At 63.1% G+C, this 13,923-nt stretch carries 14 protein-coding genes; 8 read left to right on the forward strand and 6 right to left on the reverse strand.

Going from position 1 to position 13,923, the window contains the following annotated elements; translation table 11 throughout:
• Positions 1-22 precede the first annotated feature (22 nt).
• A complete protein-coding gene (locus BUS06_RS31600; RefSeq protein ID WP_074268244.1) occupies positions 23-1,549 on the reverse strand; it encodes a carbohydrate porin in 1,527 nt (508 codons plus the stop codon).
• Positions 1,550-1,986: 437 nt separating this feature from the next.
• Here BUS06_RS31600 and BUS06_RS31605 point away from each other — a divergent pair, with 437 nt between their 5' ends.
• The 8 genes from BUS06_RS31605 to hutC (BUS06_RS31640) all read left to right on the forward strand — a co-directional run bounded on the left by BUS06_RS31605 (position 1,987) and on the right by hutC (BUS06_RS31640) (position 9,706).
• Positions 1,987-2,808, forward strand: coding sequence for an arylamine N-acetyltransferase family protein (locus BUS06_RS31605; RefSeq protein ID WP_074268245.1), 822 nt, complete (start codon positions 1,987-1,989; stop codon positions 2,806-2,808).
• Positions 2,809-2,855: 47 nt separating this feature from the next.
• The gene (locus BUS06_RS31610) at positions 2,856-3,533 is read left to right on the forward strand and encodes a methyltransferase family protein (RefSeq protein WP_074268246.1); all 678 of its coding nucleotides are present in this window, start codon (positions 2,856-2,858) and stop codon (positions 3,531-3,533) included.
• A gap of 349 nt (positions 3,534-3,882) precedes the next feature.
• Positions 3,883-4,743, forward strand: a complete 861-nt coding sequence (locus tag BUS06_RS31615) for a transporter substrate-binding domain-containing protein (RefSeq protein ID WP_074268247.1) — start codon at positions 3,883-3,885, stop codon at positions 4,741-4,743.
• A gap of 123 nt (positions 4,744-4,866) precedes the next feature.
• Positions 4,867-5,589: an ABC transporter permease gene (locus BUS06_RS31620; RefSeq protein WP_074268248.1), complete on the forward strand. Its 723-nt coding sequence runs from the start codon at positions 4,867-4,869 to the stop codon at positions 5,587-5,589.
• Between the two features lie 15 nt (positions 5,590-5,604).
• Positions 5,605-6,366 (forward strand): ABC transporter permease, encoded by a 762-nt coding sequence (locus BUS06_RS31625; protein WP_074268249.1) that lies wholly within the window; start codon positions 5,605-5,607, stop codon positions 6,364-6,366.
• Positions 6,367-6,400: 34 nt separating this feature from the next.
• On the forward strand, positions 6,401-7,192 hold the full coding sequence (locus BUS06_RS31630) for an ABC transporter ATP-binding protein (RefSeq protein ID WP_074268250.1): 792 nt from the start codon (positions 6,401-6,403) through the stop codon (positions 7,190-7,192).
• A gap of 8 nt (positions 7,193-7,200) precedes the next feature.
• Positions 7,201-8,826, forward strand: coding sequence for an aromatic amino acid ammonia-lyase (locus BUS06_RS31635; RefSeq protein WP_074268251.1), 1,626 nt, complete (start codon positions 7,201-7,203; stop codon positions 8,824-8,826).
• 91 nt (positions 8,827-8,917) lie between these two features.
• A complete protein-coding gene (gene hutC / locus BUS06_RS31640; protein ID WP_254369016.1) occupies positions 8,918-9,706 on the forward strand; it encodes a histidine utilization repressor in 789 nt (262 codons plus the stop codon).
• A gap of 51 nt (positions 9,707-9,757) precedes the next feature.
• Here the strand turns inward: hutC (BUS06_RS31640) and hutC (BUS06_RS31645) are convergent, their stop codons facing one another.
• The 5 genes from hutC (BUS06_RS31645) to BUS06_RS31665 form a co-directional block, all read right to left on the reverse strand.
• Entirely contained in the window at positions 9,758-10,489 is a 732-nt protein-coding gene (gene hutC, locus BUS06_RS31645) for a histidine utilization repressor (protein WP_254369096.1), read from the reverse strand.
• A 110-nt stretch (positions 10,490-10,599) separates the two neighbouring features.
• The gene (locus BUS06_RS31650; protein ID WP_074268252.1) at positions 10,600-11,472 is read right to left on the reverse strand and encodes an amino acid ABC transporter ATP-binding protein; all 873 of its coding nucleotides are present in this window, start codon (positions 11,470-11,472) and stop codon (positions 10,600-10,602) included.
• 19 nt (positions 11,473-11,491) lie between these two features.
• A complete protein-coding gene (locus BUS06_RS31655) occupies positions 11,492-12,154 on the reverse strand; it encodes an amino acid ABC transporter permease (protein ID WP_074268253.1) in 663 nt (220 codons plus the stop codon).
• A gap of 45 nt (positions 12,155-12,199) precedes the next feature.
• Positions 12,200-12,850 carry an amino acid ABC transporter permease gene (locus BUS06_RS31660; protein ID WP_074268254.1) on the reverse strand — a complete coding sequence of 217 codons (651 nt, stop codon included), beginning with the start codon at positions 12,848-12,850 and terminating at the stop codon, positions 12,200-12,202.
• Positions 12,851-12,923: 73 nt separating this feature from the next.
• Positions 12,924-13,748: a transporter substrate-binding domain-containing protein gene (locus tag BUS06_RS31665; protein WP_074268255.1), complete on the reverse strand. Its 825-nt coding sequence runs from the start codon at positions 13,746-13,748 to the stop codon at positions 12,924-12,926.
• Positions 13,749-13,923 lie beyond the last annotated feature (175 nt).

The following is a 13,923-nucleotide window of genomic DNA, read 5'->3' on the forward strand; positions in this document are numbered from 1 at the left end:
AGTGTCTGGGTTATGAAAGCGGTCAGAACGTGATGTTGGTGCGCACGCCGACGACCAGCGTGTTACGCAGCGGCTGGGTCGGATCCACCGGATTCTGGCCGGCGCCGGCGTTGAACGTGTATTGCGCGTCAGCCTGGATCTGCCACCACGGATTGACCTGATACTGATAGGTCGCCTCCAGCGTGGTTTCCTGGGTGCGCACGCCGTACGGGCCGCCGCTGAACAGGCGGTTTTGCAGATCGAGATTTTCAACGCTGTTGCTGACCTTGATGTACGTCAGCGCGAGACCCACCGTGTCGTTGTCGCGGCCGGGAAGCGGATCCTTCATTACCACGCCGAGGTTGGCCGCGAAGCTAACGAGGTTGCGGTCGCCCGGCGCGCCCATCACGCGTGCAAACACATTGATGGCGCGTGGCTCGTCCGGATCGGGGCGCCAGACCATCTGGTCGGCCACGGCGTAGAAGCTGTAGTCGCCGCGATGCTGCGCGGCAATCCCCGTCGAGTTCGGGTTAGCCAGCGACAAGCCGGTGGTGTCGTAATACTCGTCGGCGAAGCTTTCGGTGTTGTACCAGAAGCCGATCTTGTAGCTGCCGGGCAGGCCGCTGTGACCGGCGCTGACCATTTCTCCATCGCCCGGCTGGTTCAGCGCGTACTGCAGTTCGCCGATATAGAGTGCGCCGTTGTGCAGGTTGAAATTCGTGCCGCTGATGTTGTTCGGATTGTTGCCGAGCGGATCGGCGTCGAACACGCCCGCGAGTGCGGTCACCGCCGGCGAGAGCTGGCCACGCACGCGCACGCCGAGATCCGAAAGCGGATACGCCGGGCCGCCCGAGGGCAAGTCGTACGACGGCAGGGCAGGCCAGCCGAACATCGTGTTGACGAACAGGCCCGCGCTCTGGCTGCCGATGAATTCCTGGTCGAGACTCTGCTGCCCGACCTTGACGTCCATCTTGTTGTTCAGGAAGGATTGCTGGTACCACAGCTCCCACAGACGCGTCGTATCCTGGGCTTCGATCCCGCTCGCGGTGTTCAGCGTGCCGAGATTGTCCGCGCTCAGGTTCTGACCGTGGATGTTCAGTGCGCTGACGTTGAAAAGGCCGCCCTGCAGACCAAATGCCTTCTTCGTATCGACCTGGACCGTGGCCGTGGTCAGGCCGTCATAGGTGCCGCCGGTGTTCAGGCCGCCGCGCGCGTTGTAGAGGTATTCGCTGGTCTCGGTGAGGGCGAACGTGATGCCGTACTTGCCGAGCCAGGGACGCAGGCCGCCGATGTCGCCGAGCAGGTTGCCCCGGTTCCACACGCCGGTCCATTGGCTCGTGGGCTTTGCCTGAATGCTCAGGTCGGCCTCGGGCGCGTCGTTCGGCGTGGCGTCGGGGTTGGTCTCGGCCATCGCGGTGGCGGCCGTCAAAGAGGCCCATGCGAATGCCGTGTAAAGTGCCATGCGACGCATCGAGGGCAAACCTGGCGAGCGTACGGCGCGACCGCGCGGCGTGGCATTCCTGAACAGACGTACGCTTGACGCGAGTCCGGTGGGCTGGGCGAACTTCATCGAAATCCTTATTGTGTTGTATCGACTGTTCCGGCTATTTGCAGCGAGTGTCGATAGCCGGACTTTCCGCGCATTGCCGCTGCGGGTCGCGACGCCTCAGACAGCAATGCCGAGATCGTACGCATGCGGAATAGGTGCGTCAATACAAATGAGAACGATTCGCAACAATATTACTGAGGTGTAATTCGAATTTTTACGGTTGCCGGAATTTATTTGAGGCTTTGTTATTTATAAGTAAACTATATGTAATTATTTTGTATGCTATTTGGGGCCTTTGATTTCGATCTACGTTCGTTGTGCATACCGCTTGTCAGCGGCTTGTCGCATGCGTCGCTCAACCTGTCACAACTGTCCGGCGGCGCCGTTCGCGTCGAGCCGTAAACGTTCGCGTCCCGCAGGCCGCTTCAGTCGTTCCAACCGTTCCAGGATTCACTTTCATGTCAAACGTGCTCGACCTCGATCTGTATTTCGCCCGTATTGGCTATCAGGGCCCGCGTGCTCCCACGCTCGCGGTGCTGAGCGAACTGCACCGCCTGCATCCGCTTGCGATCCCATTCGAAAATCTCGACTCGTTTAGCGGCCGGACGGTCGCGCTCGAACTGCCGGTGATCGTCAGCAAGCTGCTCGAGCGCCGGCGTGGCGGATATTGCTTCGAGCAGAACAAGCTGTTCGCCCATGTGCTGATGCAACTGGGCTTTCGCGTGACGCCGCTGATTGCGCGCGTATTGTGGGGCTGCGAGCCGGGTGCGGTCACGGCTCGCACGCACATGCTGACGCGCGTGGATATCGACGACACGGCATGGCTCGCCGACGTCGGTTTCGGCAGCATGACGCTGACCGCGCCGTTGCGTCTCGAGGCGGGCATGCCGCAAGGCACGCCACTGGAAACGTTCCGGCTCGCCGATGCGTCGCACGGTGCGCTTGACCTCGAAGTGCAGTTGGGCGATACCTGGGCGAAGACGTACCGCTTCGATCTGCAGCGCGCGGAATGGATCGACTATGAGGTGGCGAACTGGTACACGTCGGCGTGGCCGCAGTCGAGGTTCGTCAATCATCTGATTGCCTGCCGGGTCTTGCCGCACGGCCGCCTTGCGCTGTTCGACCGGCGTCTGACCGAACGCGGTGCGAATGGCGAAGTCGTCAGCGAGCAGGTGCTCGAGTCCGCCGCGGAGCTTGCGGCGTGCCTCGTCGAGCGGTTCGGCTTTATGCCTGGCGAGATCGACGCGCCGCGTCTTTTCGAGCGGGTGCGGGAGCAATAGCGCGACACCGGCGCGACTTTGCAGGATCAATCCTGGAGCCTGATGCGATGATCATGCGACTGCTGGTTCAAATGGTGGCTTCGTCCGTCGTCATGGCGGGGCTGCTGTTCGGCGCGGCGGGCACGTTGCATTGGGCCGGCGCCTGGTGGTTTCTGCTCGAATGGGCGGTGCTCGGGACGTGGATCGGCCTGTGGCTCGCCCGGCACGATCCGGCGTTGCTGGCCGAGCGGCTCAAGCCGATCGTGCAGCGGCAACAGAGCCGCTGGGACCGCGTTTTCATGGCGTTCACCGGCGCGGTCTGGATCGGCTGGATGATCCTGATTGGGCTCGACGCCGGGCGTTTTCACTGGTCGGCTGTGCCGGGCTGGCTGAGCGTGATCGGCGCGCTCGGGATATTTCTCTGCCTCTACGGCTGCCGTTATGTATTCCGCGCCAACAGCTTCGCGGCGCCTGTCGTCAAGATTCAGTCCGAGCGCGGCCACACGGTCAGCGATACCGGCCCCTATGCCTACGTCCGGCATCCGATGTACGCGGCGGCGCTACTCTTCCTCGCCGGGACACCGCTGCTGCTCGGGTCGTGGTGGGGGCTCCTGTGCGTGCCGCTGCTGATTGCCGGTATCGGTTATCGCGCCGTGCGGGAGGAGCGCATGCTCGCCGAGCAACTCGAAGGCTATGCCGACTACGCGGCGCGCGTGCGCTATCGGTTCGTGCCATATATCTGGTAGCCGGCGCCCAGTTCACATCTTCGGTCTCACATCTCCCGGTCAGATCTCCTGCTCGGACCACGTCGGCGCATCCGTGCACCAGCACGGCACATCTTGCGCCATCAGGTGAACCTGTCTAGACAAAATGCACCGCGACGGCGCGTCTGACGGATACTTTTCAACATCTTCAGGCTTTTAAATATTCGCCTTTAGCCTTGTTTTATAGGGCTTACCCGAAGGTTTGAGAAAAATTTCATGATTCTGCTTGCGACGATTTTTTTACTCATGCAGACTTGTCTAGTCAATTCAGGCGAGTGAATGGATCACTCGGCTAGCTGGATGGTGTTTCCTCAATCAAAGGAGTTTCGACGTGAAGGTAAAGCGCACTACGTTGGCTAAAGCATTGATTGGCGCCGTCCTCGGCGCAGCGACCATTCTCGCGGCGCCCGTGCAGGCGAAAGACTGGAAATCGGTGACCATCGCCCTGGAAGGCAGCTACGCGCCGTGGAATCTGACGCTCCCCGGCGGCAAGCTGGGCGGCTTCGAGCCCGAACTGGTGGCGAACCTGTGCGCGCGCATCCAGTTGCAATGCAACCTGGTCGCCCAGGACTGGGACGGCATGATTCCGGGTCTGCAGGCAGGCAAGTTCGATGTGTTGATGGACGCCATCTCGATCACGCCGGAACGCGAAAAGATCATCGCCTTCTCGCGCCCTTATGCAGCCACGCCGGCCACCTTCGCCGTGACCGATACCAAGCTGTTGCCGAAGTCCGGGCCGACCAGCGCCGTGCTCAAGCTGACGGGCGACCCGAAAACCGACCAGCCGACCGTCGACGCGTTGCGTAAGGAACTGAAGGGCAAGACCATCGGTATCCAGTCCGGCACGGTCTACACCAAGTTCATCAACGACGGCTTCAAGGACGTGGCCACGATCCGCGTCTACAAGACCTCGCCGGAGCGCGACCTCGATCTCGCAAATGGCCGTATCGACGCCTCGTTCGACGACGTGACCTACTACGCCGGCAACGTCGACAAGAAAGAGACTGCGTCGATCGTGATGGCCGGACCGAAGATCGGCGGCCCGATCTGGGGTCCGGGCGAAGGCCTCGCGTTCCGCAAGCAGGACGCCGACCTGAGGGCGAAGTTCGACACCGCAATCGCCGCGGCACTCGCCGACGGCACCGTGAAGAAGCTCTCCATGAAGTGGTTCAAGACCGACGTCACGCCTTGAGCGGCGAGTGCGCGAGCGCGGCGACGCCGCCTCGCGGACGAAGCCGTGACCGCGTGCCTGCACGTGCGGTGAAGTTGGCACGTGCAGCGTGACTGATACAACGGATAGGACGAGGAGTAGGGTATGACTCTTATCGGGATGCTCGGCTTCGGGCCGGATGGCTGGGGCGGCGTCGTGCTGCTGGCAGCCTTGATGACCGTCGCGCTGACGCTCGCGGCGCTCGCTGTCGGCGCGGTGTTTGGCGCACTGGTGGCGGCGGCCAAGCTGTCGCGTTTTCGCAGCTTGCGCATCGTCGGCGATTTCTACACGACGGTGTTTCGCGGCGTACCCGAACTGCTCGTGATCTATCTGTTCTATTTCGGCGGTTCGACGCTGGTGACGACCATCGGTCAGTGGTTCGGCGCCGACGGTTTTGTCGGCGTACCGCCTTTCGTCATCGGCGCGCTCGCGGTAGGGATGATTTCCGGTGCGTATCAGGCCGAGGTTTACCGCGCGGCCGTGCTGGCGGTCTCCCGCGGCGAGCTTGAGGCGGCCCGTTCGATCGGCATGTCCACGCTGACGATGGCCCGTCGCATTCTGATTCCGCAGGTGTTGCGCTTCGCATTGCCAGGCATCGGCAATGTATGGCAACTGAGCTTGAAGGATTCCGCGCTGATCTCGGTCACCGGCCTTGCCGAACTGCTGCGCGCGAGCCAGATAGCGGCAGGCTCGACCCATCAGTATTTCACCTTCTTCGTCGTGGGCGGCGGCTTGTATCTGCTGATGACGAGCATCTCCAACCGGATCTTCAATCACGCGGAAGCGCGTGTGGGCCGGTCCTTCCGCCGCAATTTCGCGCGCAACTGACGAGGCCGGGTCATCATGCATATCGACTTCGATTTCCTGCTCGACACGCTGCGCCAGTTGTTTGCCGCGGTGCCGACCACGCTCGGACTGTTCTTTTCTTCGCTGGTGCTGGGCGGTCTGCTGTCGCTCGTGATCGTCACGATGCGTGTGTCGCCGCACTGGCTGCCGAACCGCTTTGCGCGTGCTTACATCCTTGTGTTTCGCGGCTCGCCACTGCTGATCCAGATGTTCCTTGTGTATTACGGGCTCGGCCAGTTCGGTGTGATCCGCGAGAGCTTCCTGTGGCCGGTGCTGCGCGAACCGTATATGTGTGCGGTGCTGTCACTGGCATTGTGTACGGCCGGCTACACCGCCGAGATCATCCGTGGCGGCCTGATGGCCGTGCCGGTCGGACAGATCGAAGCGGGTTATGCGATCGGCCTGTCGGGCTTCGCATTGCTGCGCAGGGTGATCGGCCCGATTGCGTTGCGGCAGTGTCTCCCTGCGTATTCGACCGAGGCCGTGCTGCTCGTGAAGTCGACCGCGCTCGCGAGTCTCGTCACCGTGTGGGAAGTGACCGGCGTCGCGCAGCAGATCATCCAGCAGACCTATCGGACTACTGAGGTGTTTATCTGCGCTGCGTTGATCTATCTGTTCCTGAATTTCATCATTGTGCGTCTGCTGGGGCTGCTCGAAGTACGGCTGTCGCGCCATCTGCGCGCGGCGCCCGCTCAAGCCGCAACGCGCCCGGTTCCGGCCGCCACCGAAGCACGCCAAACCCCTCGGGCGGCACCTTGAACGGCCACTCGTCCTGGATAGTCTGGAGAATCAAATGAACGCTACGGCACCCGTTGCATTGTCGGTCAAGAACATTCACAAGTCGTTCGGCGAGCATCACGTTCTGAAGGGCATCTCGCTCGACGCGCATGAAGGCGACGTGGTCTCGATCCTTGGCGCCAGCGGCTCCGGCAAGAGCACTTTCCTGCGCTGCCTGAACCTGCTGGAGACACCGGACGACGGTTCGGTCGCGCTGGCCGGTGAAGAACTGAAAATGAAGCGCCGTGGCGACGGCAAGCTGCAACCAAGCGACCGCCGCCAGGTGGACCGCATCCGTTCGCAACTTGGCATGGTGTTCCAGAACTTCAATCTCTGGTCGCATATGACAGTCCTCGACAATCTGATCGAAGGTCCGATGCGCGTGCAAAAGCGCAGCCGCGCGGAAGCCGTCGAAGAGGCCGAAGCGTTGCTCGCCAAAGTCGGTCTGGCGGAAAAGCGCGGCCACTATCCTGCGCACCTGTCGGGCGGTCAGCAGCAGCGCGTGGCGATCGCCCGGGCGCTGGCCATGCATCCGAAGGTCATGCTGTTCGATGAACCGACTTCGGCGCTCGATCCGGAACTGGTGGGCGAAGTCTTGCGGGTGATGCGCTCGCTGGCGGAGGAGGGCCGCACGATGCTGGTGGTCACGCACGAGATGGGCTTTGCCCGCCATGTGTCGAACCGCGTGATGTTCCTGCATCAGGGCGAAGTCGAAGCTGACGGCACGCCGGACGAGGTGTTCGGCGATCTCAAGTCCGATCGCTTCAGGCAATTCGTCTCGAGCCACCACCATCGCACTACGAACTGAGTATCGTCATGGCCGTTATCCGTTCCGATCGTCCTCTGGACTGGCGTCAGATCGCGGCGGTCGCCGCGGGTGAGCCGCTTGAGCTTTCCGCCGATGCGCGCGCGCGCATTTCGGCGGCCCACGTGCTTGTCGAACAGATCGTCGAACGCGGCATTCGCGCCTATGGCGTGAACACCGGCGTGGGCGCGCTGTGCGATGTGATCGTTTCGCCATCCGAACAACGCACCCTGTCGCGCAACATCCTGATGAGTCATGCCGTGGGTGTCGGCACGCCGCTCGGCGCCGCGGAAACGCGGGCGATTATCGCTGCGGCCGTCAACAACTTTGCTCACGGACATTCGGGTATCCGGCTTGCCGTCGCAGAGCGGCTGGTGACGCTGCTCGACGCCGGCTGCCTGCCCGAGGTGCCGGCGTTCGGCTCGGTCGGCTACCTGAGCCATATGGCGCATATCGCGCTCGTGTGTATCGGCGAGGGTCATGCGCACTACCGCGGCGAGCGTCTCAGCGGGCGTGAAGCGCTACAGCGGCTCGGACTCGAACCGCTCGTGCTCGACGCAAAAGAGGGGCTCAGCCTGGTCAACGGTACGCCCTGCGTGACAGGACTTGCGGCGCTGGCGCTTGCGCGCGCCGGGCGGCTGCTCGACTGGACCGACGTGGTCGCGGCCATGAGCTTCGAAAACCTGCGCGGCCAACTGGTTGCTTTTGATGCCGAATCGTTGGCGTTGAGGATTTCACCGGGCCTGAGTCTGGTCGGCGAAAGAATGCGCAGCGCGCTTGCCGATAGCGGCATACTCGCAGCGGCGATCGGGCGGCGCACCCAGGACCCGCTCAGCATGCGCACCATTCCCCATGTGCATGGCGCGGCCCGCGACGTCTTCAGCGCAACCGCGGAAGTCGTCAATCGCGAACTCGCTTCAATCACCGACAATCCGATCGTTGCCGGCACGCCCGAAGAGCCGCGCGTCTATTCGCAGGCCCATGCCGTTGGCGCTTCGATTGCGCTGGCGATGGATAGCCTTGCTACGGCTATCGCGCAGGTGGCGGCGATGGCGGAGCGGCGGCTCGACCGCCTCGTCAATCCGCTGGTGAGCGGCTTGCCGGCGTTTCTTGCCGAGCCGGGCGGCACCTGTTCGGGCTTCATGATTGCGCAGTACACCGCGGCTTCGCTGGTGGCGCAGAACCGGCGCCTCGCCATGCCCGCTAGCCTCGACGGCGGGATCACATCCGGCCTGCAGGAAGACCATTTGTGTCACGCGACGCCGGCGGCGCTCAAGGCGCTGGAGATCGTCGACAACGCTGGCCGTATCGTCGCCATCGAACTGCTGGCAGCGGCTCAGGCTTACGATCTGCAAATGCTCGATGCCCCGCGCGCGCCGTACACCGATTCCTTGTGGCGACGCGTGCGCAGCGCCGTGCCGACCTATCGCGACGACCGGCCGCTCGCCGAGGACATGGCGCTGGCATTCCGTATCATTGCCGACACAGCGCCGCCGCCGCTACCGGACCCGGGTAAGATGCGGCCTGCAACCGTTGGCACCGGAGCGGACACTGCCTATCCACCGGTTGCCGGCGCGAGCCCTGCAGCACCCACGACGGTTGCGATCGCTGCTTGCGATCTGCAATCGGCGGCGTGAAACGGTCAATGGACCCACGAGCCGGTGCGGCCGGCCTACCCGCCGGACGCATTGGCGCATTTGCGTATTGCGTGCCACCCACGAGGTCGACGTGAATATGAACATAGACAACGCGCCATTCGAAACGACCGAGGGCAGTCCTCGCCAGGTTGCCGAAGCGTCAGCAAAAAATAACGCACAGGAACCTGCAAAAGCGACGCCGGCCTATCAGCAGATCAAGCGCTACGTCGTGAAGCGGATTGCCGAAGGCGACTGGAAACCGGGGGGGCTGATTCCATCGGAGACCGAACTGGTCAAGGAGTTCGGCGTGGCGCGCATGACCGTGTCGCGCGCGCTGCGCGAGCTGACCACCGAGCGGGTATTGACCCGCGTGCAAGGGTCCGGCACGTTCGTTGCGCCGCAGCGCTACGAATCGACGGTACTCGAGATTCGCAATATCGCGGACGAGATTGCTGCGCGCGGCCATCGGCATATGGCGCGCGTGCTGACGCTCGAACCGAGCGACGATCCGGAGGCGCTCGATGCACTCGGTCTGTCTGCTGGACCGGCGTTTCATTCGCGCATCGTGCACTGCGAAGAAGGCGAGCCGATTCAGTACGAAGACCGCTACGTCAATCCCAAGGTATTCCCCGAGTATCTGCAACAGGACTTCACGGCCGAAACGCCGAATCACTACATGGTGCGGCTCGCGCCGATCCAGCGCGCCGAGTTTCGCATCTATGCGCAAAAGCCTGACGCGCACGTGCGCAAGCATCTGCTGATGGAGATCGGCGAGCCGTGCCTGCTGTTGTGGCGCCGCACCTGGGTGGGCGTTGCGGTGGCGACCTCGGTGCGGTTGTGGCATCCGGCGTCGCGCTTCCATCTGGCGGGTAACGTTTGAGTCTGATCCAGGACTGCGGCTTGTTCAGGCGGCCCGTCCAGGCCGCCGTATTCACCCCTGGCGCTGCGAGATGTCCGGCGTGAACCGGCAGCCCAGCCGGTAGCGTGAGCCCGGATGAACGAAGCGGGCGAACGTCACGGCTACGCCGCTCGTCCACGTGCGGCGCACCAGCGTCAGACACGGCTCTTCGACGCGGATTTCCAGCAGCGCGGCTTCGGCAGGCGTCGAGAGGCCTGCATCCACGACATGTTCGACGTCATGCGCCGGCACGACGTTGTAGAGATACTCGGATGGGCGGATCGCCGCGAAGTCCTGCTGCAAAAACTCCGGCGCGGTGGCCGGATTGACGTAGCGGTCCTCGAGTTGCACCGGCAGGCCGTTCTCGCGATGTACGCAGATCACATGAAACACCGAAGCACCCGGCGCCAGCCCCAATGCATTGGATACCACCACAGGCGCGGTTTCGCGTTGCTTCAGCAGCGTTTCGTAGGTGTACTCATGACCGCGCGAGCGGATCTCGTCGCCGATATGGGCGATCATCAGCAGGGTGGATTGCGGTTTCGCCTCGGCGACGAAAGTGCCCACGCCCGACACCCGCGTGACGAGCCCTTCGTCGGCGAGCTCGCGCAGCGCGCGGTTGACTGTCATGCGCGAGACGCCCAGTTCGGCGACGAGGTCGAGTTCGGACGGGATGCGGTCGCCGGGTTGCCGCGCACCTGATTCGATGGTGCGGCGAATATGGCTTTTGACCTGTTCGTAGCGCGCAGTCGGATGGTCGGGCATGTCGAGCGCACTGCCAGCCGCGCCAGCCGCAGCGCTGGCGGTCGCGGCAGCGGCGCTCGCAGAAACGCGCGTTGCCGGCATACGGCCAGTACCGCGGGCGGCGCGCGCGGTCATGCTGGGTCCGCCTCGCCAGCGTCCTGGGTCCAGAAGGCGTTGCGGTCGAAGTAATTCTGCAGGAACTGGCGCAGGCGCGGCTGGCCCGCATCGTGAAAGACGTCGCGCGGTTTGCCTTCCACGGCAATGCGGCCCTGATCGATAAACACGACCTTGTCGGCCACCTGGGCGGCAAAGCCCATTTCGTGCGTGACGACGGCCATCGTCATGCCGTCGCGTGCGAGTTGTTTCATTACCTGCAGCACCTCGCCGACCAGTTCAGGATCGAGCGCCGAGGTGGGTTCGTCGAACAGCATGATGTGCGGCTCCATGGCGAGCGCTCGCGCAATCGCCACGCGTTGCTGCTGGCCGCCCGACAGTTTGGCCGGATGCGCATCCGCCTTGTGCGCAAGCCCGACCGTCTCCAGCATGGTATTGGCGCGACGCCGCGCATCGTCGCGCGAAAGATGCTGCACTCGCAACAACGCCTCCATCACATTGCCGAGCGCTGTCATATGCGGCCACAGGTTGAACTGCTGGAACACCATGCCGACATTGCGCCGCACGCGGTTGATTTCGCCCTGCGATGCGCGTACGCGTTTGCCGTTGCGCTCGGTATAGCCGAGCAGTTCGCCTTCGATGCGTACGTCACCCTGATCGTAGGTTTCAAGCGCGGCGAGACAGCGTAATAGCGTACTTTTGCCTGAACCCGACGGTCCGATGATGCAGACCACCTCGGAGCGGGCAATCTGCAGGTCGACACCGCGCAGGACTTCGACTTCGCCGAAGCGTTTGCGCAGGTCGCGCACGTCGATCAGCGATGCGCTGTTCGCGTGTCCTGCAGCGGCGGCGGTGGGGGCGGAGGTCGGCATATCGGCAAGGGCGTTCATCGATCGGTCCAATGTGGGGTCATGCCATGAAGCGCGCAATCCGGGCTTCGGCCCACATGCCGGCGCGCGAGGTGATCTCGACCAGTGCGAGATAGCAGACGCACAGCGCCAGCAGCGTTTCGACAAATGCGAAGGTGGCCGAACCGATACCGGTCAGGACAAAGGTAAGTTCAGGCACGGTGACGATCGACAGCACGGCGGTCTCCTTGCTGAGCACGATGATCAGATTGGTGAGCGCCGGGACGATCAGCACGAGCATCTGCGGCACCTGAATGCGTAGCACGGCTTGCCAGCGCGACAGCCCGAGACAGGACGCCGCTTCCAGGTGGCCGCGCGGCACGGACTGGAAGCCGGAGCGGAACGCCTCGGCAAAATACGCGCTGCCGTACAGGCCGAGGCCGAGCACACCGGCGGTCATCGGTTCAAGCGTGAGGCCGAACGAAGGGCCGCCGTAATACAGCAGAAATAGCTGCACGAGAAACGGCGTGCCGCGAAAGAGTTCGATATAGAAGCGCAGCAGCCCGCGCACCCAGCGTCCGCAAAACAGCTGCAGCACCGCGATCAGAAAGCCGATCAGCATGCCGATGACGACACCCGCCACCCACGTGCCGATGGTCGTCGCGAGACCCGCTGCAATCGGCTGCAGGTTGTGGGTGATGACGGTGGGATCGAATTGCTGCATCGCTGGGGGCTCGGGCTTGGTTTCAGTGCTGTCGCGGTGGCATCTTCAGGCGTGCTGCAAGCGGTGCTCGGCACCGTGCGCAACCAGCGCGAGCGCGCCGCAGATGACGAAATAGATCAGTCCCGCAGCAACATATGCTTCTAGCGGCCGATAAGTGCTGGCGGCAATGTTCTGCGCGGTGCGTGTGAGTTCCGCCACGCCGACCACCGAGATCAGCGACGACGCCTTGATCAGCAGCACCATCTCGTTGACGAGCGACGGCAGTGTGAGGCGGAACGCCTGCGGCACCTGGATCCGGCGCAGCATGTCGAAGGGCGACATGCCGAGCATGCGCGCTGCTTCGATGTGCCCAGGTGGAATGCTCAGAAAACCGCCTCGCAGAATCTCGGCGATATACGAGGCCGAGCACAACGACACCGCGCTGATCGCTGCAGCGAGCGGCGATACGTTGATGCCGACGAACGGCAGCAGGTAGTAGACGAGCAGCAGTTGCACGAGCATCGGCACGCCGCGAAAGAAAAACACGTACGCACCGCCGAACATGCGCGCGGCACGATGCGCCGAGAGCCGGGCCGAGCACACGGCGATCGCGACAAAGAAGCCGATCACGAGCCCCGTCAGCGAAATGCCGACCGTGGCGATGGCCGCGTGCAGCAGCAGCGGCAGCCCCTGCAGAAAGACAGTCATGCTGAACATGTGGTGCACCCGCTAGAAGAGCCGGCGAACCGCTGCGGCATGACGCGTGTCCGGCAGCGGTTCGCTCAGTTCATCAGTAGTTCGGCGTGGGCAGCGTGGTCGGCGCATCCATCGCGACGCCGAACCACTTCTTCTGCAACGCGGCGAGACGTCCATCGTCGTGCATCTTGATCAGCGCGGCGTTGAAGGCGTCGTCGAGCGACTTGCTGTCCGGGTCTTTGCGCATGCAGTAAGCAAAGTACACCTTGGCGCCGAACGGCGGCTGCACAACCGCAAAGGTCTCGGGCCGCTGTTTCGCCACATAGGCGATGTTCGTCATCGAGTTCGCCACGGCGGCAATCCGGCCGGCAGCGAGGTCGGCGTACGCCTGGTTGTTGTCGACGTATTCGCGGACTTCAGGCGGCTTGGGCAGCGTCGCGATATAGGCCTTCAACTGATCGAGTTGCGCCGAGCCCTTGCCGGCGCCCACGGTCTTGCCGGCGATGTCCGACGATTGCTTCAGCGACGTGTCGTTGGCGCGCTTGAGCAGCGCGTCGGTGGCGTCGGCGATGGGCAGTGTGTACGTATAGCGTTCCATACGCGCTTTCGTCACGGTCAGCGGCCCGCCCACCATGTCGAACTTGCCGGCTTCGAGACCGGGCAACACGCTCGGCCAGGGCAGATCGATAAAGCGGACCTTCACGCCCAGTTCCTTCCCGATCTCGGCGAACAGGTCCTTGTTGAAACCGGCTTGCTGGCCGTTCTCGAGAAAGTCGAACGGCGCGAACTGCATTTCTGTACCGACGACAAGCTCGCCCGCCTGCTTGACCTTGGCGAGCTGATCCGCGTGGGCAGCAACGCTTGCTGTACACAATGCCAACATCACTAAACGACACTTCCAGCCTGCAAGGATGCTCATACGATTCTCCGGTTGGCAAAGCGGTGTCGCGCGGCACGCAATGGAGCAGGCGCGCGCTATTGATCGGTATGCGAGGCAGTATATACCGCACCTTTTGCGCGAAATAAATAATCGCATTGTGCACTGCAAGGCAAGCCTGACAATGGTGAGTCCGAGCAGAAACGTCGCTTGCGAA

The organism is Paraburkholderia phenazinium, from assembly GCF_900141745.1.
Lineage (GTDB): Bacteria > Pseudomonadota > Gammaproteobacteria > Burkholderiales > Burkholderiaceae > Paraburkholderia > Paraburkholderia phenazinium_B.